Origin of the sequence: Acidovorax sp. A79, assembly GCF_041154505.1 — a bacterium.
GTDB lineage: Bacteria > Pseudomonadota > Gammaproteobacteria > Burkholderiales > Burkholderiaceae_C > Acidovorax.
Window position 1 is genome coordinate 3109445 of the sequence record NZ_AP028672.1, and the last position, 25912, is coordinate 3135356.

At 69.4% G+C, this 25912-nt stretch carries 25 protein-coding genes and 1 pseudogene; 7 read left to right on the forward strand and 19 right to left on the reverse strand.

Features of this window, described 5'->3' with window-relative positions:
* Positions 1–89: 89 nt before the first annotated feature.
* Genes pdeM through ACAM51_RS14260 form a run of 4 tightly spaced genes read right to left on the reverse strand, consistent with a single transcriptional unit; the run spans position 90 to position 6360 of the window.
* Entirely contained in the window at positions 90–818 is a 729-nt protein-coding gene (gene pdeM / locus ACAM51_RS14245; protein ID WP_369640990.1) for a ligase-associated DNA damage response endonuclease PdeM, read from the reverse strand.
* Positions 819–842: 24 nt separating this feature from the next.
* Complete coding sequence (locus ACAM51_RS14250) at positions 843–3557, reverse strand: ligase-associated DNA damage response DEXH box helicase (protein ID WP_369640991.1); 2715 nt, start codon at positions 3555–3557, stop codon at positions 843–845.
* Positions 3554–5263 carry an ATP-dependent DNA ligase gene (locus ACAM51_RS14255; RefSeq protein WP_369640992.1) on the reverse strand — a complete coding sequence of 570 codons (1710 nt, stop codon included), beginning with the start codon at positions 5261–5263 and terminating at the stop codon, positions 3554–3556. Before ACAM51_RS14255 ends, ACAM51_RS14250 begins: the two co-directional genes overlap by 4 nt.
* The gene (locus ACAM51_RS14260) at positions 5260–6360 is read right to left on the reverse strand and encodes a ligase-associated DNA damage response exonuclease (RefSeq protein WP_369640993.1); all 1101 of its coding nucleotides are present in this window, start codon (positions 6358–6360) and stop codon (positions 5260–5262) included. The genes ACAM51_RS14255 and ACAM51_RS14260 overlap by 4 nt, the downstream gene beginning before the upstream one ends.
* Positions 6361–6565: 205 nt before the next feature.
* Here ACAM51_RS14260 and ACAM51_RS14265 point away from each other — a divergent pair, with 205 nt between their 5' ends.
* Together ACAM51_RS14265 and ACAM51_RS14270 are read left to right on the forward strand one after the other, a co-directional pair.
* Positions 6566–7048 carry a GNAT family N-acetyltransferase gene (locus ACAM51_RS14265; protein WP_218296457.1) on the forward strand — a complete coding sequence of 161 codons (483 nt, stop codon included), beginning with the start codon at positions 6566–6568 and terminating at the stop codon, positions 7046–7048.
* A 37-nt stretch (positions 7049–7085) separates the two neighbouring features.
* Entirely contained in the window at positions 7086–7604 is a 519-nt protein-coding gene (locus tag ACAM51_RS14270) for a BON domain-containing protein (RefSeq protein ID WP_218296458.1), read from the forward strand.
* Positions 7605–7615: 11 nt separating this feature from the next.
* Here the strand turns inward: ACAM51_RS14270 and ACAM51_RS14275 are convergent, their stop codons facing one another.
* Positions 7616–9073: an amidase family protein gene (locus ACAM51_RS14275; RefSeq protein ID WP_369640994.1), complete on the reverse strand. Its 1458-nt coding sequence runs from the start codon at positions 9071–9073 to the stop codon at positions 7616–7618.
* A gap of 75 nt (positions 9074–9148) precedes the next feature.
* Between ACAM51_RS14275 and ACAM51_RS14280 the strand changes: the two genes are divergently transcribed.
* Both ACAM51_RS14280 and ACAM51_RS14285 read left to right on the forward strand, forming a co-directional pair.
* Positions 9149–10060: a helix-turn-helix transcriptional regulator gene (locus ACAM51_RS14280; RefSeq protein WP_369640995.1), complete on the forward strand. Its 912-nt coding sequence runs from the start codon at positions 9149–9151 to the stop codon at positions 10058–10060.
* Positions 10061–10276: 216 nt separating this feature from the next.
* A complete protein-coding gene (locus tag ACAM51_RS14285; RefSeq protein ID WP_218339491.1) occupies positions 10277–11830 on the forward strand; it encodes an ABC transporter substrate-binding protein in 1554 nt (517 codons plus the stop codon).
* Between the two features lie 162 nt (positions 11831–11992).
* Here the strand turns inward: ACAM51_RS14285 and ACAM51_RS14290 are convergent, their stop codons facing one another.
* The 7 genes from ACAM51_RS14290 to ACAM51_RS14320 form a co-directional block, all read right to left on the reverse strand.
* Complete coding sequence (locus ACAM51_RS14290) at positions 11993–13462, reverse strand: M81 family metallopeptidase (protein WP_369640996.1); 1470 nt, start codon at positions 13460–13462, stop codon at positions 11993–11995.
* Positions 13459–14718, reverse strand: a complete 1260-nt coding sequence (locus ACAM51_RS14295; protein ID WP_369640997.1) for a Zn-dependent hydrolase — start codon at positions 14716–14718, stop codon at positions 13459–13461. Before ACAM51_RS14295 ends, ACAM51_RS14290 begins: the two co-directional genes overlap by 4 nt.
* A gap of 25 nt (positions 14719–14743) precedes the next feature.
* A complete protein-coding gene (locus ACAM51_RS14300; RefSeq protein ID WP_369640998.1) occupies positions 14744–15448 on the reverse strand; it encodes an ABC transporter ATP-binding protein in 705 nt (234 codons plus the stop codon).
* Positions 15445–16230, reverse strand: coding sequence for an ABC transporter ATP-binding protein (locus ACAM51_RS14305; RefSeq protein ID WP_369640999.1), 786 nt, complete (start codon positions 16228–16230; stop codon positions 15445–15447). Before ACAM51_RS14305 ends, ACAM51_RS14300 begins: the two co-directional genes overlap by 4 nt.
* On the reverse strand, positions 16227–17222 hold the full coding sequence (locus tag ACAM51_RS14310; protein WP_369641000.1) for a branched-chain amino acid ABC transporter permease: 996 nt from the start codon (positions 17220–17222) through the stop codon (positions 16227–16229). The genes ACAM51_RS14305 and ACAM51_RS14310 overlap by 4 nt, the downstream gene beginning before the upstream one ends.
* A gap of 8 nt (positions 17223–17230) precedes the next feature.
* Positions 17231–18091: a branched-chain amino acid ABC transporter permease gene (locus ACAM51_RS14315; protein ID WP_218296466.1), complete on the reverse strand. Its 861-nt coding sequence runs from the start codon at positions 18089–18091 to the stop codon at positions 17231–17233.
* 187 nt (positions 18092–18278) lie between these two features.
* Complete coding sequence (locus ACAM51_RS14320) at positions 18279–19484, reverse strand: ABC transporter substrate-binding protein (protein WP_369641001.1); 1206 nt, start codon at positions 19482–19484, stop codon at positions 18279–18281.
* Between the two features lie 262 nt (positions 19485–19746).
* Here ACAM51_RS14320 and ACAM51_RS14325 point away from each other — a divergent pair, with 262 nt between their 5' ends.
* Positions 19747–20592 carry a FadR/GntR family transcriptional regulator gene (locus ACAM51_RS14325; RefSeq protein ID WP_218296468.1) on the forward strand — a complete coding sequence of 282 codons (846 nt, stop codon included), beginning with the start codon at positions 19747–19749 and terminating at the stop codon, positions 20590–20592.
* A 3-nt stretch (positions 20593–20595) separates the two neighbouring features.
* Here the strand turns inward: ACAM51_RS14325 and ACAM51_RS14330 are convergent, their stop codons facing one another.
* Complete coding sequence (locus ACAM51_RS14330; protein WP_218296719.1) at positions 20596–20919, reverse strand: YnfA family protein; 324 nt, start codon at positions 20917–20919, stop codon at positions 20596–20598.
* Entirely contained in the window at positions 20919–21644 is a 726-nt protein-coding gene (locus ACAM51_RS14335; RefSeq protein ID WP_218296469.1) for a helix-turn-helix transcriptional regulator, read from the reverse strand. The genes ACAM51_RS14330 and ACAM51_RS14335 overlap by 1 nt, the downstream gene beginning before the upstream one ends.
* 77 nt (positions 21645–21721) lie before the next feature.
* On the opposite strand from ACAM51_RS14335, the gene ACAM51_RS14340 reads away from it, so the two are divergent.
* Positions 21722–22066 (forward strand): NIPSNAP family protein, encoded by a 345-nt coding sequence (locus tag ACAM51_RS14340; RefSeq protein WP_369641002.1) that lies wholly within the window; start codon positions 21722–21724, stop codon positions 22064–22066.
* Positions 22063–22407 (forward strand): antibiotic biosynthesis monooxygenase, encoded by a 345-nt coding sequence (locus tag ACAM51_RS14345; protein WP_369641003.1) that lies wholly within the window; start codon positions 22063–22065, stop codon positions 22405–22407. Before ACAM51_RS14340 ends, ACAM51_RS14345 begins: the two co-directional genes overlap by 4 nt.
* Before the next feature lie 12 nt (positions 22408–22419).
* On the opposite strand, the gene ACAM51_RS14350 is transcribed toward ACAM51_RS14345, so the two are convergent.
* The 5 genes and pseudogenes from ACAM51_RS14350 to ACAM51_RS14370 all read right to left on the reverse strand — a co-directional run bounded on the left by ACAM51_RS14350 (position 22420) and on the right by ACAM51_RS14370 (position 25868).
* Positions 22420–23001 carry a metallophosphoesterase gene (locus ACAM51_RS14350; RefSeq protein WP_369641004.1) on the reverse strand — a complete coding sequence of 194 codons (582 nt, stop codon included), beginning with the start codon at positions 22999–23001 and terminating at the stop codon, positions 22420–22422.
* A 297-nt stretch (positions 23002–23298) separates the two neighbouring features.
* A pseudogene (locus ACAM51_RS14355) lies at positions 23299–23424 on the reverse strand (metallophosphoesterase); the annotation flags it as partial.
* 13 nt (positions 23425–23437) lie between these two features.
* The gene (locus tag ACAM51_RS14360) at positions 23438–24187 is read right to left on the reverse strand and encodes a hypothetical protein (RefSeq protein ID WP_369641005.1); all 750 of its coding nucleotides are present in this window, start codon (positions 24185–24187) and stop codon (positions 23438–23440) included.
* A gap of 18 nt (positions 24188–24205) precedes the next feature.
* On the reverse strand, positions 24206–24763 hold the full coding sequence (locus ACAM51_RS14365; protein ID WP_369641006.1) for an N-acetyltransferase family protein: 558 nt from the start codon (positions 24761–24763) through the stop codon (positions 24206–24208).
* 220 nt (positions 24764–24983) lie between these two features.
* Positions 24984–25868, reverse strand: coding sequence for a class I SAM-dependent methyltransferase (locus ACAM51_RS14370; RefSeq protein WP_369641007.1), 885 nt, complete (start codon positions 25866–25868; stop codon positions 24984–24986).
* Positions 25869–25912: the final 44 nt, after the last annotated feature.

A 25912-nucleotide genomic window follows, 5' to 3' on the forward strand; every position in this document is an offset into this window, starting at 1 on the left:
TGCAATCGAATCCCATAATGCAAAATTTACCGGCGGGTAAAGCCTTTTTTTTCATGGCGGGCCCGGCCGAGGCGCCCCTGAAACGCGGCTCAGGCGCTGGCCGGCCGGCGCGGCACTTCGCGGACCCGGTCTCCAGCCACCGCGAACCGCCGCGCGGACGGGGGCACCGGCTGGCTGGACATGCCCGTGAAAGCCCCGAACGCGGGCAGCACCAGAAGCCCCGGCTGCCACGCGAAGCAGGGCAGGCGGACCGTGTCCCGCGCAGGACCCTGCAAGGTGGCCACCGGGTGCCAATGCCCTGCCAGCACCGTATCGCCCGGCCCCGCCTGCGGATGGTGGCAGGCCAGCACCCCGGCCCCCTCCACGGGCCGCCAGGGCTCATCGGCCACATCGACGCCGAGCGGCGCGGGTGGGTCGCCCGCATGCAGGTCGTGGTTGCCGCGCACCAGGGTCATGGCGATGTGCGCGTGGTGCTTGCGCCAGGGCAACAGCTGGTTCCATAGCCGCTCGTCCGCACCGCTGCGGGCGTGCAGAAAGTCGCCCAGAAAGACCAGGTGCCCGGCGCCCGTGGCCGCCAGCACCGCGTCGAGCCGGGCCAGGTTGTCGGCCGTGGTGCCATGCGGCACGGGCTGGCCCGCGCGGCGGAAGGTGGCGGCCTTGCCGAAGTGCACGTCGGCCACGAAGGCCGTGCGCGCGGCGGGCCACCACACGGCGCGCTGGGGCAGCAGCCACAGGGCAGCGCCGCAGGGCAGGGTGATGGCCTGGGCGCCTGGGGGAGGTGCGGTGGGTGAAGGGGCGAAAGAAGGGTCTGTGTTCACGGGCAAGGTCGGTCGTCGAGGTGCTCAGAATCCATGGCGCCTTCTCGGTCGGCGGGGCGTGTCGCCGGCATCGCCTCGGCGCGCGCGCCGAGGCGATGCGGTGGCCCCGTCGGGCACGTCCCAGGCCATGTCGGCCGGGGCCACGGGATGGTCGGCGTGGTGGGTGCCGGTGGTGTCGTCGGCGGCTTTCTCCAGCGCTTGCACCATGCGCGCCAGGCGGTCGGCAAGCGTTTCGGTGCTCAGGCGCTCGCGAAAGCGCTCCACCATCAGCGGCAGGGCGAATGGGGTGGGGCGCGTGAGGGCATGGATGGAAAGGGTTTGCGCCTGCATGCCGCGCAGGGTGCGGGCCAGGCGCTCCATGTCCAGCTCGTTGGCCAGCAGCTCGGCGCGGGCCTGGGCCAGCAGCAGGTTGTCCGGGTCGTACTGGGCGAACACGTCGTAGTACAGCGAGGACGATGCCTGCAGCTGGCGGCTGCTGCGCTGCTCGCCCGGGTGGCTTTGAAAGATGAGGCCCGCGATGCGCGCGATCTCGCGAAAGCGCCGGCGTGCCATCTCGGTCGCGTTCAGGCTGGCCAGCACTTCGTCCTCCAGCCCGCTGCCGATGGTGGTGTGCGTGCCCTCGCCGATCAGGCGCGGCAGCAGCGCGGCCCAGTCCACGGGCTTGGCGGACAGCAGCTCCAGCCCGTAGTCGTTGACCGCGATGGAGAAGGTGTTGGGCACCTGCTGCGACGCGCGCCAGGCCAGCAGCCCCGCCAGGCCCAGGTGCACCAGGCGGCCGGCCAGCGGGTACAGGTACAGGTGCCAGCCCTCGCGGGTGTGCAGGGTTTCGGCCACCAGGCGGCCGGGCGTGGGCAGGGCCGACCAGGCGTGCTGCAGCGCGAGCAGCGGCTGGGCGCACAACATCTCGGGCGAGGCGTACACACCGCGCTCGGCCTGCTCCAGCATCTCCAGCATGGCGTCGGCCAGCGTGTTCGACAGCGGCATGCGCCCGCCGTTCCAGCGCGGCAACGCGGCGCTGCCCTTGGGCGCCACGCGCACGTAGGCGGTCATCTGCTGGGTGCGCACCAGCTCCAGCAGGCGGCCCGCGAACATGAACACGTCGCCCTTGCACAGCCGCGCGATGAAGCTCTCTTCCACCGACCCCAGTCGCCCGCCGCTCACGAACTGCACCTGCATGCTGGCGTCGCTCACGATGGTGCCGATGTTGCTGCGGTGCCGGCGCGCCAGCCGCGCATCGGGCACGCGCCACACCCCTTCCTCGTCAGGCACGGCGCGCTGGAAGTCGGGGTAGATGGCCAGCGAGGCGCCGCCCTGGCGCACGAACTGCAAGGCCCATTGCCAGTCGTTGTCGGCCAGTGCCGCATAGGCCGGCGCGCGGCGCACTTCGGCCAGCAGCTCGGCAGGCACGAAGCCGCCGCCCAGGGCAATGGTGACCAGGTGCTGCACCAGCACATCGAGCGGTGCGCGCGGCGTGTGCCGGTCTTCGATGCGGCCCTGGGCCAGCGCGTGGCGCGCGGCGGCGGCCTCCACCAGCTCCAGGCTGTGCGTGGGCACCAGCGTGATGCTCGACGTGCGCCCCGGCGCGTGGCCCGAGCGGCCCGCGCGCTGCACCAGCCGCCCCACGCCCTTGGCCGAGCCGATCTGCAGCACCTGCTCCACGGGCAGAAAGTCCACGCCCAGGTCCAGGCTCGACGTGCAGACCACGGCCTTGAGCAGGCCGGCCTTGAGCCCGTTCTCCACCCAGGCGCGCACCTCCTGGCCCAGCGATCCGTGGTGCAGCGCGATGGTGCCCGCCCAGTCGGGCCGCGCCTCCAGCAGCGCCTGGTACCAGCGCTCGGCCTGCGAACGGGTGTTGGTGAAGACCAGGGTGGACGTACAGGCCTCGATGGACTGCACCACCTGCGGCAGCAGCGCCAGGCCCATGTGGCCGGCCCAGGCAAAGCGGTCCACCTTGGCCGGCAGCATCACGTCGACCTGCAGCGCCTTGTCGATACGGCCCTGTACCAGCACGGCGGGCGGCACTGCGGGGGCATCGTGGACCAGGCGGGGCAGCAGCGTATCCAGCGCCTCCTGCAGGTTGCCCAGCGTGGCCGACATGCCCCACACCTGCAGCGCAGGGTTCCAGCCCGACAGGCGCGCCAGCGCCAGCTGCGCCTGCACGCCGCGCTTGTTGCCCACCAGCTCGTGCCACTCGTCCACCACCACCAGCCGCACGTGGCGCAGGCGCTCGTGCGCATCGGCCCGCGCCAGCAGCAGCGAGACGCTCTCGGGCGTGGTCACCAGCAGCGTGGGCAGGCGGCGGTCCTGCGCGGCGCGCTCGCCACTGGCGGTGTCGCCGGTGCGCAGGCCGCTGGACCAGTCCGGCGCCAGGTCGGGCAGGGGCTCTACCAGCGCACGCAGCGTGTCGGCGGCCAGGGCGCGCATGGGGGTGATCCACAGCACCGTGAGCGGCGGCGCCGCCGCGCGGCGTGTGCGCAGGGCCGTGCGCGCACTGGCGTCCGCCGTGGGTGCCACGGGCGCGCCTGCCAGCGCCAGGTGCTGCAGCGCACCCAGCCACACGGCATAGGTCTTGCCCGCGCCGGTGGTGGCGTGCAGCAGGCCCGAGCGGCCCTCGCCCATGGCGCGCCACACCTCCTGCTGGAAGCCGAAGGGCTGCCAGCCGCGCGTGGCCATCCAGCCTGCGGCCGCGCTCGCGGCCACGGTGGGCAGCGGCTTGCGCGGACGGCGCGCCGTGCTCATGCGGCAGCGTCCTGCCCCGGCAGCAGGGCCATCAGGGTCTGCAGGGTATCGGCCTCGGCCACCGTCTTGTCCTGGCGCCAGCGCAGCATCCGTGGAAAGCGCACGGCGATGCCGCTCTTGTGCCGCGGGCTCCTGCCGATGCCCTCGAAGCCGAGCTCGAAGACCATGGTCGCATCCACGCTGCGCACGGGCCCGAAGCTCTCGCGCGTGGTCTTGCGGACGATGGCGTCCACCTGCCCGATCTCCACGTCCGTCAGGCCCGAATAGGCCTTGGCGAAGGGCACGAGCTGCCGGTCGGGGTCGTCCTGCGGCCCGGTCCACACGGCAAAGGTGTAGTCGGTGTACAGGCTGGCACGCCGGCCGTGGCCGCGCTGGGCGTAGATGAGCACGGCGTCCACGCTCATGGGGTCGATCTTCCACTTCCACCACACGCCCACGTCCTTGGTGCGGCCCACGCCGTAGTGCGCCTGGCGGTGTTTGAGCATGAAGCCCTCGGTGCCCATGCCGCGCGCGGCCTCGCGCTGGCGCGCGAGGTCCGGCCAGTCGGCGCCGTGCAGCAGGGCGCTCAAGCGCAGTGCGGGTGGGGCTGCGGGCTCTGCGATGGCGTCGGGTGGCTGCAGCACTGTCTCCAGCAGTGCGCGGCGGGCCTGCTGGGGCTGCTGGCGCAGGTCCTGGCCCGCATGTTCGAGCAGGTCGTAGGTCACCAGCACCACGGGCAGCTCGCGCAGCAGCTTGGGCGTCAGTGTCTTGCGGCCGAGGCGCTTTTGCAGGTCGGCAAAGGGGCTCGGCTGGGGCTCGCCGGGCAGCCATACGAGGATTTCGCCATCGACCACCGTGCCGTCGGGCAGTGCCGCCATCGCGGCATCGGCCAGTTCGGGAAAGCGGTCGGTCACCAGCTCCTCGCCGCGCGACCAGACCCACACCGCGCCGCGCCGGCGCACGATCTGCGCGCGGATTCCGTCCCACTTCCATTCCACCAGCCAGTCTTCGGGCGCGCCCAGCAGCGCGGGCATCTCGGCCAGGGGCTGGCTGAACGGGTGGGCCAGGAAGAAGGGGTAGGGCTGGCCTGCCATGGCCGTGTCGCTGCCCGTGCTGGCGGCGCCGTCTTCACCCTCGTCCACGGGGGCCACCAGCGCGCTGTAGTCGCCCGCCTGCGGCTGCCGGCCGATCTGTGTGTAGCCCATGAGCCGGTGCGCGATGCGCTTGGGGTCCAGCGCGCTCACCGTGGCGAGTGCCTGCGTGACCTGCAGGCGCGACACACCCACGCGGAAGTTGCCGGTGATGAGCTTGAAGTACACGAAGCGCTGCTCCGGCGCCAGCAGGTCCCACTGCGTGCGCAGGCGGGCATCGGCCTCTTCGGGTGGCAGGGCGCGCAGCGGCAGCAGCTGGGCCATCCACTCGGCCAGTGGCAGGTCCACGGGCTGCACGGGCGGGGGCAGCAGCAGGGCCAGTGTTTCGGCCAGGTCGCCCACGGCCTGGTAGCTTTCTTCGAACAGCCATTCGGGCAGGCCCGCGGCCTCCTGCGCCAGGGTCTTCAGGCGCTTGGTGGGCACCATCTGGCGCGGCTTGCCGCCCGCGAGGAAGTAGGTGGCCCAGGCCGCATCGGCCGCTGGTGCCGCGCGCAGGTAGGCCACCAGCGCGGCCAGCTTGGCCGACTGCCCGGTGGTGGAGTCCAGAGCCTGGAACAGTGTGGCAAAGGCCTTCATGGTGCCGCGGCCTCCGGCGCCGGTGCATCGGCCTGCGGTGGCGGCGCTGCAGCCCCTGCGTCGTCCTCGTTGTCGTCGGCGCCGTACTCGGTGGCGAACACCTGCGCATCCAGCCCCTGCTCGCACAGCCAGCGCACCATGACCTCGGTGCTGCCATGGGTCACGATGATGCGCTCGGCCCCCGTGGCGGCTATGGCCTTCTGCAGGCTGGGCCAGTCCGCGTGGTCGCTCATCACGAAGCCCCGGTCCACGCCACGGCGCCGGCGCGCGCCGCGCACCAGCATCCAGCCGCTGGCAAAGGCATCGGAATGCTCGCCAAAGCGCTTGAGCCAGGGCGTGCCCGCCGCCGAGGGCGGTGCCAGCACCAGCGCGCGGCGCAGCTCGGCCTTGGTGGCGCCCGGGTCCGTCACGCGCAGGGTGGGTGGCAGCGCCACGCCCGCCGCGCGGTACACGGCGTTGAGCGGGTCCACCGCGCCGTGCACGACGATGGGGCCGATGTTCGGGTCCACCCCGTGCAGCAGGCGCTGCGCCTTGCCGAAGGCATACGCATACAGCACGCTGGCCTTGCCCGCCGCCGCATTCGCGGCCCACCAGGCGTTGATGTCCGCGAACAGCGCCGGCTGCGCCGGCCAGCGGTAGATGGGCAGGCCAAAGGTCGACTCGGTGATGAAGGTGTGGCAGCGCACCGGCTCGAAGGGCGGGCAGGTGCCGTCGTCCTCGAGCTTGTAGTCGCCCGAGGCCACCCACACCTGGCCGCCATGTTCCACCCGCACCTGGGCCGATCCCAGCACATGCCCCGCCGGGTGCAGCGACAGGCGCACGCCGTGGTGGTCGATGGTGTCGCCATAGGCCAGCGTCTGCAGATCGATATCGGCTCCGAGTCGGTTGCGCAGCGTGCCTTCGCTGTCCTGGTGCGCCAGGTAGTGGGCCGAGCCCATGCGCGCATGGTCCGAATGCGCATGCGTGATCACGGCCCGGCTGACCGGCCGCCAGGGGTCGATGTAGAAATCCCCGGCCGGGCAGTACAGGCCTTCGGGGCGGTGGACGATGAGGTCGCTGGGGGGCACGGTCAGGGCATCGTAGGGGGCACGCCCCATCCGGGGGGCGGGCTGGGGATTGTAGAAAGAGGTTTTGTCCCTAAAATTTAGATAAAAATGACTTCCAGCGCTTATCCATCAAGCGCCAATAGCTATCAAAAAATGAGTAAACCGCAATCTGCCTGCTGTGCAGGCGGATAGTTCGTTGCGCCATCCCATCATCCTGCGTGGACCTCCCCTGTCTGCAGGCCAATACCGCTTTCGTATGCACACAGAAATCGCCCGCCCGTCAGACGCCGCCGCCATCGCGGCGGTGCTGCGCGAGGCCGCGCAGTGGCTGGTAGACCGCCAGATGCCGCTGTGGGCCGTGTCCGATTTCAGCGAGGAACGTGTGCAGCAGGATGTGGATACCGGCCACTTCCTGGTGGCCAGGGTGGGCGATGACGTGGCGGGCGTGGTGCGCTGGCAGCGCGAAGACCCCACTTTCTGGCCGGATGCGGAACCAGGCACCTCCGCCTTCCTGCACAAGCTGGCCGTGCGGCGGGCATGGGCGGGGCAGGGGGTGTCTGCCGCGCTGCTGGCGTTCGGGCGCGAGCACGCCCGCAGCCTGGGTGTGCGTTACCTGCGGCTGGACTGCGTGGCCGATCGGCAGCCGCTGCGCGCACTCTATGAGGGCTTTGGTTTTACCCTGTACGACTGTGTGCTGAAAGGCCGCAGGGAATTTGCGCGATACCAGATCGCGTTGTAGGCAGCGTGGGTGCCTGCCGTCCACCAAGGAGCAATGCATGCGCCGTGTTTGTGTGTTCTTCCAGTTCTTCCTGCTGTGGTTGGGGGTGGCTGCCCTGGCCGTTGCCCAGGACGGCAGCCCCGCCCCCCGCACCAATGCCTTCAACGACCCCTTCGTCCAGGTCACCAGCGCCATCCCGCAATGCCCCGTGCCCGAGGGCCCGCTCTACACCGACGCCGAGGTGCGCGAGCTGGCGCACACGCGCTCGCAGCATGGCGGCAGCTGCCACCGCGTGGGGCGCTGCCGGCTGCCCAACTCCTACCTGTACGACGCGGAGCTCATCCCGCGCGTGCAGCGCTATATCCGCGAGGAGGGGCGCTTCGACGACACCAGCGTCTGGGTGCTGGGCGAGCGGCGGCTGGTCACGCTGATGGGCTGCGTGCAGTCCGAGGCGCAGTCGCAGGCGCTGGAGAAAGCCGTGGGGCTGGTGGATGACGTGATGGGTGTCATCAACCTGCTGCAGGTGGGCACGGCGCGCGCGGGCGCGCGCTACCCGCTCGCGCCCGCGCGCCCCTGACGGGGCTTCATTCACAGCGGTGGGACCCGGTGCGACCAGGGGTCGGCCTGTTCCAGTTCATAGGCCAGTGCGAACAGCGTCTGCTCGTCGCCGACCCGCGCCGCGAAATGGCTGCCGATGGGCAGGCCGCGCGCGCTCAGCCCCAGCGGGACCGACATCGCCGGCGTGCCCGCCACGTTGTGCAGCGGCGTGTACGACGCATAGCGCATCAGCCGGGCCCACAGCGTGGCGCCGGGCACGGTGGGGGCAAGCCACCCCAGCGGTGGCGGCTCGCTGGCGGCCACCGGGCTGAGCACGACATCCACGGCGTCGAACCAGGCATTCACCTGCGCGCCCACGGCGGCAAAGTGCGCGCCGGCGCGTGCCGCCGCGCCGGCGGGGAGCGCGCGCGCGTGCCGTGCCAGGTGCAGGGTCCAGGGCTCCAGCAGCGTGTCGGGCGGGCGGCCCGTGCCCTCGGCCTGCTGCAGCGCCCGCTCGGCGCCGCCGCTCCAGGCCACCATGAAGGCATCGAAGAACCGCTCGCCGTCGATGCCGTGCGCAAAGGGCAGCACCTGGTGCCCAAGCCGTTCGCACAGCCGCGCGACGCGGGTGACTTCCTGCAGCACCGCGGGGTCCGGCATCTCGCCAAAGAGGTTCTGCGGCGCGAAGCCAATGCGCAGGCGCCGGGCCGAGGGCCCGTGCACCGCGGGCATGGGCGGCAGCGGCGCGGCGCCATCGCCGCGCTGGTTCCACCAGAACAGCGTGGCGCTGTCGCGCACCGTGCGGCTCACCGCGTGGTCGACACCGGCATCGCGCGGGCCGGAGCCCTGCATGCGCGAGCGGCTGGGCTTGAGCCCGAACAGCCCGCAGCACGAGGCGGGGATGCGGATCGAGCCACCGCCATCCGTCGCGTGCGCCATGGGCAGCATGCCCGCGGCCACGGCCGCCGCGGCGCCGCCCGAGGAACCACCCGGGGAGTGCAGCGGGTTCCAGGGATTGCGGACCGGGCCGCCAAGCAGGGGTTCGGTGGTGGCGCTGAGCTGGAACTCGGGCGTTGCCGTCTTGCCGATGGCGATCAGCCCGCTGGCTTCGCAGCGCGCCACCAGCGGCGACGAGGCGCTGGAAAGTGCCGCGTCCGCCTGCAGGCGCGAGCCGCTGCGCCGGTGCGTGCCTTGCAGGTCGACCGCGTCCTTGTAGGCAAACGGCACGCCCCAGAAGGGCCCGGGGGAGGGCGGCCCCTGCCACTGGCCGCGGGCCCGGTCGGGGCAGAGTTCCACCAGTGCCTGCAGCCTGGGGTTGACGTCCGCCACGCGCGCCAGGCTGGCCTGCACCAGCTGCGCGGGTTGCAGATGGCCCGCCCGCACCAGCGCTGCCTGGGCCGTGGCATCGAGCGCCAGCAGGCCGTGGGTGGCGCCGCGGGCGAAAGCGGGGCGCAGGGGGGCGCCCAGTGCGGTCAGGCCCATCAGGCCTAGAAGATCTCGTCGTTGCATGGTGTGTTTGCACAGGGAATGAAGGAGAGGGCCATCGTCCCTGGGCCGGGCCGCGCCAGCTTGTATAAAAGCGCCATGGCCGCGCTTTTTTGCTACCACCTGCTGCCCGCCTGCCTGGGCGATATCGACGAACGCCCCCACGCGCTGCTCGCGCGGGCCGTGCGCACGCAGGTGCAGGGCTTCGTCACCCACCAGGCATATGTGGCGCAGGTGCTGCGCGGCGGCCCGCAGGCGCGCGGGCAAGAGGCCCGGCGGGAGGCGCGCCTTGCGCTGCTGTGTGCGCTGGACCTGAACCCGGTGCAGGCGCTCCTGGCGCCCTCGGCCGCCGTGGGCCGTGGGCCCTCTGCGTTCGTGGACCGCTGGAACGCCTACAACCGGATGGCGCCCCTGGGCGTCAACACGCAGCTCGATGGCCAGGGCGCGCTGCGGCGGGAATCCCCCATGCTGCCGGACCGCGCCCTGCGTGCCGCGGCGCAGCGCAGTGCGGACATCCGCGCGGGCATTGCCGCCTCGTGCGTGAGCGTGCTGGCGCGCGGCGGCACCAGCGGCAGCCCGGCGGATGCGCCGCGCACGCTGCAGTCCCTGGCGCGGCGGCTGGGGTGCGCGAACGAGGTGCTGGACCTGCTGGCCTGGTGGCGCGAGGAGCCTGCCCTGGCCCTGCCCGACGCCGCCCGCCGCCTGGGTCGCAGCGCGCGCCAGCTGCAACGCGATCTGGCCCGGCACGGCCTGGGCTTTGCCACGCTGCGCCAGGCCGCCCGCATCGAGCACGCGCAGCAGGCCCTGCTTGGCGGCACGGCCAGCCTGACGGGCATCGCGCATGCCGCGGGGTTCTTCGACTCCGCGCACTTCGTGCATGGCTGGCAGCGTGCCTGTGGCGTCAGCCCCAGCCAGTACCGGCAGCTGGCCGGTCGCCTGGACGCCCGGGGCTCCCTCTGCGCCCCGGGGACCGTGCGCAGAGGGGTGGATGTCGTGGAAAACGCGCAATAGGTTTGGCGGTCCGCTGCGGCATATTGCGGCTTCCATCCCTGCAAAGGAAAACATATGCCCCGTAGGTTCCAGAGCTTCCTTCCTCACCTGTCTCCGCGCACTGTTGTGTCCCGCGTTGCCGCAGTGGCGCGGCACCCTGCGCACCCGCAGCCCGCCGCGCCCCGCGGGGCCGGCACCGCAAGGCCAGGCCGCCGCTGGCTCGTGCCCGCGCTGGCCATGGCGGCGTGGGTGGCCGCGATGCCGGGCGCGCACGCCAAGACGTTCCGCTGGGCCGGGTCCACCGACATCCAGTCCATGGACATCCACTCGCAGAACAGTGCCCTGGGCAATGGCATCCATGCGGCGGTGTACGAGTCGCTGGTGATGTTCAACAGCCGCACGCTCAAGGTCGAGCCGCTCCTGGCGACCTCGTGGCAGCAGGTCAGCCCCACGCAGTTGCGCGTGAAGCTGCGCCAGGGCGTGAAGTTCAGCGACGGATCGCCCATGACGGCCGACGACGTGGTGTATTCGCTGCAGCGCGCGATGAGCAAGACCTCCACCTACGCCATCTACACCCAGGGCATGGAGCGCATCGCCAAGGTCGACGGCGAGACCATCGACATCTTCCTGAAGAACCCCAACCCGGTGCTGCTCAACCAGCTGACCGAGCTGCGCGTGATGAGCAAGGCCTGGGCAGAGAAGAACAATGCCGTGGAGCCCAAGGACATCAAGTCCAAGGACGAGACCTTCTCTCACCGCAATGCCATGGGCACCGGGCCCTTCGTGCTCAAGGAATGGGTGCCCGACCAGAAGCTGGTCTTTGCCGCCAACCCGCAGTGGTGGAACGCCGGCAAGACCGAGGGCAACGTCACCGAGATCGTCTACACACCCATCAAGTCCGAGGCCACGCGCGTCGCGGCCCTGCTCTCGGGCGAGGTCGACATGGTGCGCGACACCAGCCTGCAGGACCTGGAGCGCCTCAGGGCCAACCCGAACATCAAGGTGATGGAGATGGTCGAGAACCGCACCATCTACCTGGCCCTGGACCAGTTCCGCGACGAGCTGCCGGGCAGCAGCGTCAAGGGCAAGAACCCGCTCAAGGACCTGCGCGTGCGCAAGGCGCTGTACCAGGCCATCGACGTGGCCACGCTGCAGCGCGTGACCATGCGCGGCATGTCCAAGCCCACGGGCGCCATCGTCTCGCCCCTGGTCAACGGCTGGACGGAGGCGGTGGACAAGCGCCTGCCCTACGACACCAACGCGGCCAGGGCGCTGCTGGCCGATGCGGGCTACAAGGACGGCTTCGAGGTCGATTTCGCCTGCAGCAACAACTCCATCATCCAGGACGAGAACCTGTGCCAGGCCATCACCTCGATGTGGGCGCGCGTGGGCGTCAGGGCCAAGCTGCGCACGATGCCCTCCATCACCTACTACCCCATGGCCCAGCGGCACGAGGCCAGCATCACCCTGCTCAGCTGGGGCGTGCCGACCTTCGACGCGCTGTACACCCTGCAATCGCTCACCCGCACCAAGACCACGGGCGGCGATGGCAACTACAACCTGGGCCGCTACAGCAACGAACGCATGGACTACATCGTGGACCGCGTGAAGACCGAGACCGACCAGCCCGTGCGCAACCGCCTGCTGACCGAAGGCCTGCAGCTGCAGAACGACACCGTGGCCAACATCCCCCTGCACAACCAGATGCTGGCCTGGGCGATGAAGAAAAATGTCGAGCTGGTGCAACGCCCCGACAACCGCATCGACTGGCGTCTGATCAAGGTGAACTAACCCCCTGAGTCGCTTCGCGTCATCCCTCTTTCTCTCAAATCGCTGCTCGATTTGGGAAGGGGGACGCCCCCAGCGCGGCGGGGCGGCCCTTGCGCGGGGGCACTGGCGTCGGCTTGCGCTTGCTGGTGATGCGGGTTCTGGGGGCTCCTGCGCAATGGAAGGTCAGACAGCGTCGAGCGGGAACACCGGCCGGCGCACGTTCCTGAACGGGAACAGCGCGTAGTTGGAACTGGTCACGCCCGTGGGGCTGTCGCATTCGACCAGCGCGTGCGACAGCGGCACGAACACCGGGCGGCAGTACATGCGCGACTTGAGCAGCACGAAGCGGTGCGCCGTGGGGTCCACGCCCACGCACGAGAACACGCCCAGGTCCCAGGGCTCGTGGGTCTTCTCGGTCACCACGATGAGGGCGCTGCCGGTGTCGAACAGCACGGTGCGCCCCATCGCGCAGCGCTGCCCGGTGTAGATGGGCCCGGTCACGGTGTACTCGCCGTCGCTGATGGCGCGCACCGTGCCGGTCAGCGCCACGGGCTCCTTGGACACCCCCAGTTGCGTGAGCGGCACCTTGTTGCCCAGGCGCACGGTGCACTGCGCGCCCACGCCGGCTGCCACGAGCTCGGCCACGGCCCCGGGGTCGCACAACGGGCCCACGGCGATGTCGTCCAGGCCCTCGGCCAGGGCGGCCTGCAGCACGTCCATGGAATCGCAGGTGCCGCCGGACATGCAGTTGTCGCTGTGGTCCAGCAGCAGCACCGGGCGCTCGGCGCCTTGCGCCAGGGTCTGCGCGCGCTGCAGCGACTGCACCAGGGGCTCGCTGTCGTAGACGAACTCGGTGCGCTCCTGCCAGATGGCGGCCGCGATGCGGTCGGCCACGGCCTGGGCTGCTTCGGGCGCATCGGCAAGGCCGGTGACCACTACGCTCATGAACGGCGCCTCGATGTCGGCCAGTGAGAACCCCGCGAACACCGAGACGGCGGGCACGCCATCGGCCTCGGCAGCGCGGGCGGCGTCCACCGCACGCAACATGGCGCCCTGCAGCGTGGTGCTGCGCAGGGTGTGGCCCATCATGGGCAACTGGTGCCAGCGCACGCCGTAGCGCGCCTGGCCCTGCAGCATGGCCAGCAGCAGGCGGCCCGCGTGCTCGCCGGTCTCGTACATGTCGATGTGCGGGTAGGTCTTGAAGCCGACCATCACATCCGCGTTGGCGACCATCTTGGGCGTGATGTTGCCGTGCAGGTCCAGCGCCACGCCGATGGGCACGCCGGGCGCCGCGGCGCGCACGCGCGCGAGCAGGTCGCCCTCGCCATCGGGGCTGTTCTCGGCCACCATGGCGCCGTGCAGGTCGAGCAGGATGGCGTCGCAGCCCGGGGCGGCCTCCACGATGCGGCGGGTCAGCTCGTCGTAGGCGACCGCATGCACCGGGCCGCTGGGATTGGAGGTGGCCGATACCGGCGTGACCAGCGTGGCGCCCAGGCCCTGGGCCAGGTCGATGAAGGCCGCCATGGCCGTGCGCATGCCCAGGTTGTCGCGCAAGGCGTCCTCGCCGTAGGTGGGCGCGAACGCTGCAAGCGGCGTAGGCACGGGCGAGAAGGTGTTGGTCTCGTGGTTCAGGCGGGCGATGAGGATCTTCATGCGGCGACCACCTGGGCGCTGCGCAGCATGGCCTGCAGCAAGACGTTGCACCCGGCCTCCAGGTGCTCGGGCTCCGCGTCCTCGATCTCGTTGTGGCTGATGCCGTCGGCGCAGGGCACGAAGACCATGGCCGTGGGCGCCAGGCGCGCCAGGTACACGGCGTCGTGCCCGGCACCGCTGACCACGTCCATGGCGCTGTAGCCCAGTGCCTGGGCATCGGCGCGCACGCCTTCGACCAGCGCGGGCGCAAACGGCTGCGGCGGGAAGTACACCACCTGCTCCACCGCGATGGGTGTGCGGTGGGCCGTGCCGATGCGCTCGCAGGCGGTGCGCAACTCCGCATCCATCTGCAGCAGCATGGCATCGTCGGCGGCGCGCAGGTCCACGGTCATGCGCACGCTGCCGGGGATCACGTTGCGCGAACTCGGGAACACCTCCAGCACGCCCACCGTGCCGCGCGCATGCGGTGCATGGGCCAGGGCGATGCGGTTCACCTCGGCCACCAGCGTGCTGGCGGCCAGCAGGGCATCGCGGCGCAGCGCCATGGGCGTGGGGCCGGCATGGGCCTCCATGCCCTGCACGCTCACGTCGTACCAGCGCTGACCCAGGGCACCCTGCACCACGCCGATCACGCAGCCGTTGGCCTCCAGCACCGGGCCCTGCTCGATGTGCGCCTCGAAATACGCGCCCACGGGCGGCGTGGGCCCGTGCTCGCCGTCATAGCCGATGACGGCCAGCGCCTCGGCCACGCTGGTGCCCTGCGCGTCGCGCTGGGCCAGCGCATGCTCCAGCGTGAAGGCGCCGGCGAACACGCCCGAGCCCATCATCACCGGCACGAAGCGCGAGCCCTCTTCATTGGTCCACACCGCCACCTCGATCGGGGCTTCGGTCACGATGCCCAGGTCGTTCAGCGTGCGCACCACTTCGATGCCGGCAAGCACACCGTAGTTGCCGTCGAACTTGCCGCCCGTGGGCTGGGTATCGATGTGGCTGCCGGTCATCACCGGGGGCAGGGCGTCGTTGCGCCCCGCGCGGCGCGCGAAGATGTTGCCGATGGCGTCGGTTCGCACGCTGCAGCCGGCCTCGCGCGCCCAGCGCACGAACAGGTCGCGGCCTTCGCCGTCCAGCGCGGTGAGGGCCAGGCGGCACACGCCGCCCTTGGGCGTGGCGCCTATCTGCGCCAGGTCCATCAGCGATTGCCACAGGCGCGCGCCGTTCACGCGCGGTTGCAGGGCAGGGGAGGGGGTCGTCGTCATGTCCACAGTCGAATTCCTGAAAAATCTATGCCAGGCCCACGCCCAGATAGCGGTCCTTGATGGCGTCGTCGGCGAGAAAGGCGGTGTTGTCCGCCTCGTGCACGATGGCGCCCTGCTCGATCACGTAATGCCGGTCGGCCAGCTGGGTGCAGACCTCCAGGTTCTGCTCCACCAGCAGGATGGCCACGCCCGCGGCCTTGATGGTCTTGAGCTGCGCCACGATCTCTTCCACGATCACCGGCGCCAGGCCCTCCACGGGCTCGTCCAGCATCAACAGGCGTGGCGCATTCATCAGCGCGCGGCCGATGGCCAGCATCTGCTGCTCGCCGCCCGAGAGCTGGCCGCCGCCGTTGCCGCGCCGCTCCTTGAGGCGCGGAAAGATGCGGTAGATGTCCTGCAGCTGCCAGGGCGAGCGCTTGCGCTGGCCCAGCAGCAGGTTCTCCTCCACCGTGAGCAGCTTGAAGATGCCGCGGTGCTCGGGCACCAGGCACACGCCGCGCTGGGCGATGGCGTGCGTGGCCAGGCCTTGCACCTCGTCGCCCGCAAAGCGCACACGGCCCTGGGTGGGCGGCACCACGCCGCAGATGCTCTTGAGCGTGGTGGTCTTGCCCGCGCCGTTGCGACCGAGCAGGGTGACCAGCTCGCCGTCGCCCACGCGCAGGTCCACGCCCTGCAGCACATGGCTCTTGCCGTAGTGGGCGTGCAGCCCCTGGATGTCGAGGATCGTCATGCCGCCTTGCCCCCCGTGATCATGTTGCCCAGGTAGGCGCTGCGCACCCGGTCGTCGCTGCGGATGGCGTGCGGGTGCCCTTCGGCCAGCACGCGGCCCTGCTGCATCACCGTCACGGTGTCGGAGATGTCCATCACGATGTTCATGTTGTGCTCGATGAGTACCACGGTGTGCTCGTCCTTGAGGCCCTGGATCAGGCGCTTCATGTCATCGAGGTCGTCGATGCCCATGCCCGAGGTGGGCTCGTCCAGGAAGATCGCCTTGGGCCGCGCGGCCAGCGCCATTCCCACCTCCAGCCGGCGCTGCTGGCCGTGCGAGAGGTTGCCCACCGGCGTGTCGGCATGGCGCTCCAGCCCCAGGCGCGCCAGCACGCTGGCCACCACCTCGGCCTGCGAGCGCGCGCCCTGCGGGGCATGCCAGCAGTTGAGCGCATGGCGCGGCGCGGTGCCCTGGGCGGCCAGGCGCAGGTTCTCGCGCACGGGCAGGGTCAGGAACAGGCTCGTGACCTGGAAGGAGCGCGCCATGCCGCGCTGCACGCGGCGGTGGTCGGGCTCGTGCGTCACGTCGTGCCCGTCGAACACGATGCGCCCGCCGCTCACGTTCTTGGTGCCCGTGAGCATGTGGAACAGCGTGGTCTTGCCGGCGCCGTTGGGGCCGATGACCGAATGGACCGTGTTGGCGCGCACCTTGAGGTCCACGCCCGCCAGTGCGGCGAACTTGTCGTAGCGTTTTTCCACGCCCACGGCTTCGAGCAGGATAGGGGAGGGGGTGGCGCTGCTCATGCCTGGCCTCCTTGCGCGCTGACGTCATCCTTGCCGCCACGGCCCTTGCCGCGCAGCAGGTTCCAGGCCGACTCGCCCAGGCCCCACAGGCCGCGCTGCATGCCGAGGCTCACCACCATCAGCACCACGCCCAGGATCAGCAGCCAGCGCGGCCACAGCGTGGACAGCCAGTCGCCCACCAGCAGGTAGAAGGCCGAGCCGAGCAACGAGGCCAGCAGGTTGCCCGTGCCGCCGATCACCGTCATGACGAGGATCATCTCGCTGGTGTGGTACTCGGCGCTCGCCAGCGGGGCGATGCCCGTCATCATGGCGTGCAGCGCGCCGGCCAGGCCGGTCACCGCGCCCGAGATCACGAAGGCCTGCAGCTTGAGCAGCTTGAGGTTGTAGCCGATGGCGCCCGCGCGCTCCTCGTTGTCGCGCACCGCCAGCAGCGTGCGCCCGAAGACCGAGGCCGACACCTTCTGCAGCAGCCAGAAGGCCACCAGGAACACCGTGGCCACGAAGCCGTAGTACTGCCAGGGCGAGGCCAGCGGCCACAGCGTGAGGCCGCCCACGGCCAGCGAGGGGCGCGGGATGTCCATCAGCCCGTTGTCGCCGCCCGTGATGCCAGGCATGGAGTAGGCGAGAAAGTAGAACATCTGCGCGAAGGCCAGGGTCAGCATCACGAAGTAGGTGCCGCGCTGGCGGATGGCCACCCAGCCCACGATGGCCGCGCCCAGCGCGCCCATCACCACGGCGAGCGCCAGGGCCAGCGGCATGGGCAGGGGCCAGCGCGTGAGCGTGAGGGCGATGGTGTAGCTGCCCAGGCCGAAGAAGATGCCCTGCCCGAAGGACAGCAGCCCGGTGTGGCCCAGCAGCAGGTTGCAGCCCATGGCGGCCAGGCCATAGATCAGCACCTCGCTGGCCAGCGAGCCCGATTGCATGGTCAACGGCATCACCAGCACCACGGCCAGGGCCAGCAGCAGGTGGAAATTCTTGCGAAAAATCGTCATGGCGGTGTTCATCCTTTGCGGCCCAGCAGGCCATGCGGGCGCAGCAGCAGCACGGCGGCCATGGCGATGTAGATCATCAGGCGCGCCCCCTCGGGCCACACGGTGCTCATCACGCTCTGCACGATGCCGATCAGCAGGCCGCCGATCAGCGCGCCGGCAAAGCTGCCCATGCCCCCGACCACCACCACGATGAAGGCCACGCCCAGCGCCTCGATGCCCATGAAGGGCTCGGCCCCGCGCATGGGGGCGGCCAGCACGCCGGCAATCGCGGCGGTGGCCGCGCCCAGTGCGAACACCAGGCTGAAGATGCGGAACACGTTGATGCCGAGCAGCGAGACCATCTCGGTCGATTCGCTGCCGGCGCGCACCGCGCTGCCCAGGCGCGTGCCTTCGAGCACGTACCACAGGCCCACGGCCAGCACGGCGGTGAAGCCGATCACGAACAGCCGGTACTTGGGGTAGACGATGCCGCCCCACATGACCACGCCCTGCAGCAGGTCGGGCACCGGCACGCTGTCGCCGAGCGGCCCCCATTGCAGGATCACCAGCTCCTGGATCGCCAGGGCCAGGCCCACGGTGACGAGGATGTGGAACTCGTGCGGCTTGGAATACACGTGGCGCAGCACCAGCTTTTCGGTGAGCCAGCCCAGGGCGCCCACGACCAGTGGCACCACGGCCAGGGCCAGCCAGAAGCTCAGGCCCCAGCGCGTCATCTGGAAGCAGAAGTAGGCGCCCAGCAGGTAGAACGCCCCGTGCGCGAAGTTCACGAAGCGCAGCAGGCCGAACACGATGGACAGGCCGACCGCCAGCAGGAAGTACAGCATGCCGATGCCGATCCCGTTGATGGCCTGTAGCAGGTAGATGTTCATGGGCGAGAGATGGAAGGAAAAATCCCAAGGCGCGCGGCTGCGGGCCGTGGAGGAGGGCGATGCGGCAGAGCTTGCGAGCGTCACCGCGGGTTTGTCTTCAGCCGGATGGCCAGGCGGGAAGCCGCAGACAGTGCGTTAGCACGGCAAGGCTTCCCAGCGACGCCAGCCGGTTGAAGGCCAATACGTGTCAGGTGAGCTTGCAGCCGGTCTGGTCCAGGGGCAGGAACGACTTGCCCGAGCTGACCACGTCCACGTAGTCGTCCTTGTTGGCCATCTTCGCCTTGGCCTTGCCCTTGAGCAGGTAGTAGTTCTTGAGCACCTGGTGGTCGCCCTTGCGGATCTCTTCGTCGCCCGTCAGGCCCTGGTACTTCATGCCTTCCATGGCGGCGATCACGGCCTTGGGCTCCACCGTGCCGGCCTTGATGATGCCGTCGATCATGAGCTTGGTACAGATGTACGAGCCCGCCAGGCTGTAGTTGGGGTTGGACTTGAACTTGTCGTTGCTGCGCTTGACCAGGTCGAGGTTGAGCGGCGCATTGGCCGTGTGCCAGTACTGCGCGCCGAAGTAGATGCCTTCGCACAGGTCGGCACCCAGCGACTCGAACTGCTCCAGCCCCGAGGCCCAGGCCACCAGGATGGTCATGTTCTTGTGCATGCCGAAGCTCACGGCCTGGCGCAGCGCGTCGGACGACTGCGAGCCGAAGTTGAGCAGCAGCAGCACGTCGGGCTTGGCGGCCATGGCGTTGGTCAGGTAGCCGCTGAACTCCTTTTCGGTCAGCGAGTGGTAGCTGTTGCCCACGTGCTCCAGGCCCTTTTCCTTGAAGATGTTCTTGGCGGCCGACAGCAGGCCGTCGCCGAACACGTACTGCGGCGTGATGGTGTACCAGCGCTTGGCCTTGGGCAGGGCCTCGGCCAGGGGGCGCACCGTCTGCTCGATGGCGCCGAAGGTGGGCACCGACCAGCGGAAGGTGGCGGCGTTGCAGTCCTTGCCCGTGATCTCGTCGGCGCCGGCGGTGGTGATGAAGATGCCGCCGGCCTTCTCGGCCTCCTTGCCCATGGCCAGCGATTCGGACGACAGGATGCCGCCCGCGAAAAAGCGCGTGCCCTGCTGCTGCGAGGACTCCTGCACCTTGCGCACGGCCGTGGCTGGCTTGCCTTCCGTGTCCAGCACCGTGTAGGCCAGGGGGCGCTTGAGGACCGTGCCGTACTGCTCGATGGCCAGCTTCATGCCCAGGTCGGCGAACTTGCCGTTGGCCGCGAACGCGCCCGACATGGGCACCGGGCAGCCGAACTGGATGGCACCGCTGGACTGCGCCCAGGCGCTTTGGCCCAGGCCCAGCGATGCGGGCAGTGCGCCCAGGGCAGAGAGTTGCAAGAGGTGGCGACGGTGCATGGGGGGCTCCTGTGGAGGGGTTGAGGCCGGCTGGCCGATAGCGGGGCACGGCTTGTGCAAAGCACACTGCGTGCCACCGCCGCAGAGCGCCGTTGGCGCTCATTTCTGCTATTTATAGTGATAAATAGAATAAACACCGTGCGTGGAAACCCTGCATCCCTTCCGCTGCCCCCTTGCGGTGCATACACTGCACCATGGGCGGTACTTCGCCGCGCGGAGGCACCGCCGTGGCTGCCGGCCGACCAACGACAATTCCCTGAACATGGCAACCAAAACGTCCACACAGAAGCCGCTCAAAGCCCTCAAGCGCCCCGACCTGGTGGCGCAGGAGATCAAGCGCCTCATCACCGAGAAGAACCTGAGCCCGGGCGACCGCCTGCCGCGCGAGAGCGAGCTGCAGGCGCAGTTCGAGGTGAGCAAGGGCACCATCCGCGAGGCGCTCAAGTCGCTGGAGGTGCAGGGGCTGGTGACCATCTCCACCGGCCCCTCGGGCGGGGGCACCATCGCCGAGGTGCCGCTGGACCGCACCCTGCAGTTCATGCAGAACTACCTGTTCTTCCAGGAAGTGACCATCGACAACATCTACGCCGTGCGCCAGTTCCTGGAGCCCGAGCTGGCCGCCGGCGCCGTGCCGCACCTGACCGAGGCCGATTTCGAGGCGCTGGAGCACTCCATCGCCTGCTGCGACCCGGCGTCGAGCAGCGAGGACATGCTCAGCCAGCGGCGCGAGGACGTGAACTTCCACGACATCCTGGCCGCGGCCAACCCGAATCCGTTCCTGCGCTTCAATTGCGAGCTGATCAACGAGATGCTGCGCCAGCTCATCGTCTACGGCAACCGCACGCCCAAGGCCGAGCACCGGCGCTTTGGCGAAGTGAATGCCAATTTCCACCGCGAGATCGTGCGGGCCGCACGCGTGCGCGACGTGGAGACGGTGCGCACGCTGATGGCGCGCCACATGCAGGACGCGGCCAGCAGCGTCAAGCGCATGAAGGGGCGCATCCAGGGCCGGCTGATCCTCGATGCCGACACCCTGCGCAGTCCGCGCTCGGCCCATGTGCGGCCCAAGGCCACCAAGGGCGTGAAGTTGCCGAAGGCCGGGGAATAGGTGTCAGCGCGCGGGTTGCAGCACGATAAGCGCCATGCCCGCCAGCGCGACCAGCACGCCCGCCACGTCCCACGGCGTGGGCCGGATGCCGTCCACCACCCACAGCCACGCCAGGGCCACGCCGATGTAGACCCCGCCATAGGCCGCGTAAACGCGCCCCGCGCCTGCCGTGTCGTGCAAGGTGAGCAACCATGCGAACAGACCAAGGCTCAGTGCCGCGGGCAGCAGCAGCCACATGGGCTTGCCCTGCTTGAGCCACAGCCAGGGCAGGTAGCAGCCCACGATTTCAGCCAGGGCGGTGGCGATGAAAAGCAGCAGGGTCTTCATCATGTCCCGGGGCCGAGGAGGGGGATGGATGGGGGTGCGTTGGAGGTGGTGGCCAGCCACTGGCGCAACGCCAGCTCGCCCTTGGGCGTGAAATGCACCACGCGCGAGCCCTGTGCGCGGTGTGCCCAGCCGCCCTCGAAGAGCCGCTGCAGCAGCGCAGCCCCCAGCGCGCCGCCCAGGTGGTGGCGGCGTTCGCTCCAGTCCAGGCAAGGGCGGCACAGCATGCGCCGCTGCTGGGCCAGGGCGGGGGTGTCGATCCCGACCTGGGCAAACCATTGCGCGCCGGCGGGCGTTACCGCCGCACCCTGGGGCGTGGTCTGCAGCAGCCCCTGGCGCACCAGGGCTTCATAAAACTGCACGCCCACTTCGCCGGCCAGGTGGTCGTAGCACATGCGTGCGCGGCGCAAGGCAGGCTCGCGCGGGCTGGAGCGCAGGCGCACCGCGCCCGCGCGGAAGGCCACGTTCATCAGCGATTCCAGCAGGTGTGCCACATCGCGGTCGGCCAGCCGGAAGTAGCGGTGGCGGCCCTGGTGCTCGACGGTCAGCAGGCCTGCATCGAGCAGCTTGGCCAGGTGGGCACTGATGGTCTGCTTGGTGACGCCGGCAACTTCGGCCAGCTCGGTGGCCGTGAGCGCGCGGTCGGACATCAGCGCGGTGAGGACTTCGGCGCGACCGGCGTCGCCGATGAGCGCGGCAATGCGCGCAATGTGGGGACCATCTTTCATGGTTCGATGTTGAGCGAACCATCACGGGCCGTCAAGCGCCTATCGTGAGGCCCTCACAACGCACAGGGCCACGCACCATGATCACCTGCTTCATCCGTTACGACATCGACCCCTTCCAGCGCGAGCTGTTCGCCGAATACGCACGCCGCTGGGGCCAGATCATCCCGCGCTGCGGCGGCCACCTGATCGGCTACTTCCTGCCGCACGAGGGCAGCAACTACGAGGCCTGGGGGCTCATAGGTTTCGAGTCGCTGGCCGCCTACGAGGCCTACCGCGCCCGCTTGCGCACCGACCCGGAGGGCCGCGCCAACTTCGCCATGGCGCAGGAAAAGCGCTTCATCCTGCGCGAGGAGCGCAGTTTCACGCAGGGCGTGGAAGGCACGCTGGGCCTGCCCGCACGTCCGTTGGAGCTCAGGGCATGATCGCCGTCATCTTCGAGGTACAGCCCGCTCCGGGCCAGCAGGACGCTTATCTGGGCGCTGCCGCTGCGTTGCGGCCCTTGCTCGAGCAGATCGATGGGTTTGTCTCCATCGAACGGTTCGAGAGCCTCAGTGCTCCCGGCAAGCTGCTGTCGCTTTCGTTCTGGCGTGACGAGGAGGCAGTGGCGCAATGGCGCCAGATGGAAGCCCACCGCGCCACGCGGAAAGCCGGCCGCGAGCGGATCTTCGACAACTACCGCCTGCGCGTTGCCGCCGTGGTGCGCGACTACGGCATGCATGACCGTGACCAGACTCCCGCAGATTCGCGGTCAGTGCACGGCTGATGGGCGCGCGGGCTAGGCGGCGTAGCCAGTGAGCAGTGCGTGCTCCCAGTCCGGGCGGCCGTGTTGCCGGGCCAGCGCCGCCATGGCCGCGTGGTCGTAGGGCACGCAGATGTGTTCGCAATGCCAGCCGCCTGCGCGCTGTTCGATGAAGGCATAGCGTGCGTCGGGTGTCCCGGTCTGCACCGCGTGGGGCACGGGGTGGTCATCGCTGTAGGCCTGCAGTCCCACGCTGCCGGGGTTGACCAGCAGGCTTGCACCCTGCCGCACTGCGCGGGGCACGTGGGTGTGGCCGCATGCGATGACCGGTGAATGCTCGCCGCCCAGCCGGTCGGAAATCTCCGCCGCGGTGGCCAGGCGCAGTGTGCTGCCGTCCAATGTTTCCAGCAGATATTCGTGGTCACTGCGCGGTGAGCCGTGGCACAGGTAAATGTCGTCGCTGAAGCGATGCCAGGCCTTGAGCGTGCGCAGCCAGGTGAACTCCGCCTCGGTGAGCTGTGCGTGCGCGTACTGGTCCGAAGGGCCGCCGCGCCCGGGGCGCAGTTCCAGAACCTGGCGCTCGTGGTTGCCCGCCAGTGATAGCCAGCCCGACGCCATCAGCCACTGCGCCGTCTCGCGCGGCAGCAGCGGGCCGAGAACCTGTTCAAGGTGTTTTCGGGAATCGCATTGAAGTGCAATCGGGATGAGTGGATGCCTCGGATGCGTTGCATGGGCTCGTGCCCATGCAAGCAGCCGGGGCATTCAATCGCCCGATTTCACTCCAACCCTTCGGGCAAGTGCCTTGCCGGGCGGTCTGCGGCGTTGCGGCGCTTGTTGATAGCCAAGCTATCAACTGCGCACTGCGCCTAGCATCCCATCCCGGCAAGGTACTTGTGCGACCCCGAAAACACCTTGAACAGGTTCTTGGAGGTTGTCGCCCAGGTTCACCACCTGGTCAGCGCCCCGGCGGCGGATGTCGGCGGCCACCGCTTCCAGCGCGGCGAGGTTGCCATGGATGTCGGAGACGAGGGCCATGCGCATGGGGTGGTGGCTTTCAGCAGGGGGTCGCAGCGCCGCTCAGGCTGCCCTGGCACAGGTGCAGGCTGATGCGCGCCCGGTTGAACAAGAGATCGCACAGCCACGCGTACACCAGCGCGATGTAGGCCAGTTGCGCCCAGCCCACATAGCTGCCGAACACGATGGTCTGCAGCCAGTTCTGCCCCCAGAGGTAGACAGCGCTGCTCGCCAGCGTTGCCACGAGGAGCGTGGCGGTGACCGGCACCAGCGATGCCCCAGCCGCGCCGTGGGGCCGCCGCCATGCGGTCAGGCCCAGCAGGGCGAACGCCAGGGCATTGGCACCGCTGAAGATGCGCAATTCGCGCAGCAGCTTCCCGGCCGTATCCATGTAGGCGCTGCGGATCAGCGCATCGAGCTGGGCCTGCATCTGCTGCGCGGTGCCGATCTGCAACTCCAGCCGCTGCTGCCGCCGTTTGCGGCATTCGCAGGCCGGGATCCCCATCTCGTCCGCAATGGCGGCGACCCGGGCGGGCAGGTCGGCCGACAGCGCCTTGCGCGCGGCGTCGATCTCCTGTTCCTTGCCTCGCAAGAGGACCCGTGCCTGTGCGCTCAGAAAGCGCTCGTCCAGGGCCTGGAGCTTCTCGCCCGTCTTGTGCTCGATGTGCTGGCGGATGAGCTCGCGCGCGCCGCGTTCAATCCAGGTGGGTTGCAGCAGCGACACCAGCAGCAACCCGCCGAAGGCCGCGCCGCCCAGCGGGGCGAGCAGAAGGACGAAAGATCGAAACAAGGCGCAGGTCCCCGGTTTTCAGTTCAATGCGGGCCCTGCGCCGGCACATCCACGGTTCTGGGCCAGCCGGCCCAGTGCGGGCGCAGTCAGCCGGTAACTGAGCCGTTCGGCCACACGCTGGGCACCGAGGCTTTCGTAGAACAGGATTCCCCTGGCGTTCGACGCCTTCACAGGCCAGTCGATGCGGCGGCAGCCGTGGTCCAAGGCATACCGGGCGAGCCCGGACATGAGCGCCCGGCCAGTCCCCTGGCTTCTCTCGGCCGAACTCACGTACAGCTCTTTGAGCTGGCAATGCCTGCGCTGGTCCTCTGCAAATTCGACCAGCGAATACACCAGCGAGAACGCCGCCAGGCCCACCACAACGCTGTCGCTGCGCGAAGCAACCAGCAAACGCTGGGCGGAGCCGGGCGCCAGGAGGTTCTGGCGGAGGTGCTCCATCACCACCTGCCGAGCGGGCGAGGCGCCTTCGTTGTAGAAGACGTGCAGTTCGCGCAGCAGGTCGACCAGCGATGCATGCTGGTGTTCGGCGACGAGGGCGACCTGAAGTGGGTGTTCCGTGGGGCTGACGTTCTGCATGGGCTTTTGAGGCTTGGAGGTTTCAGCGAGACAACATGCGATTTCTGACAGGGTGAAGTGTGGAGAACCCCATACCACTGCCAGAAAGTTGTCCAACGTGATGACCCTGAGGAGGCCCCTGGGCGCTGCCCACCACCCGCCAAGGCGGTGCAGGCCAAGGCCCTGGGAGAGGCACGTTACCGCACCGCAGGCCTTGATCTTTAGCCAGGACTTCCGTGGATCATGGCAACTGTTGTGGTGCGTCGTGTGCCCCCTCTGCCTGGACTTTCACGGCAATCACTTCCATGCACACGCGGTAGCGTTGGCTGATGCCATAGCGCACGGGCCGGAAGCCACATTCGGCCAGCAGCGCGTACAGCCGGTCGCGGTCAAAGTTGTGATAGTGCTCGATTTCACCCCAGTAGGGGTTCGCGTTGTTCGCATCCAGCGCCTTCCAGACCAAGGAGCCCAGGTTGGGCAGGGAGATCAGCAGCACCCCCCCGGGTTGCAGCAGCCGGTGGGCGGCATGCAGACCCACCTTGGGAAACGGCATGTGCTCCAGCACATCCGCCATGCTGACCACACTGGCCGGCCGCGGCAGCTCGAACCCTGTGACGTCCTGGCAATGGGCCGCCACCCCCCATCTGCGCAGCTCTTCCACCGATTGCGGACGCAGGTCCAGGCCCACGGGATCGAAGCCGTACTCCTGCGCGGTGAACAGAAGCGATGCATTCCCAAACCCCACGTCCAGCCACGTGCCTCCCGTCTGGTATGACAGCACCTTCTCGATCATCTGCGCAGACACATAGCGCTGCCGTTCCAGGTCATAGCCCACCACCTGGGATTCGTTGGTGCCACGGAAAACGACATTCAGCGCCGCTTCGGAGTAGTAGCCGCTGCGAAAAACATGCTGGCACGCCGTGCATTGGCTCCAATGCATGGTGCGGGAGAGTTCTTGGCTGTAGCGAGGGTGGTGGGAACAGTCCGCGCTGCGCAGCGGCCGAAAGGCCTTGCTCTCGCACAACGGGCACGCCTGGTAGTCGATCAACTCGCCGGCCATGGTGGCGGGGGGGCTGGCGGCGGGCCGGTACGTCACCGGCGCGGCTGGGAAGGAGTATTTGATCATTCCTTCATTCTAGAAGGCACCCGCCGTCTTTTCGGGGGCATCGA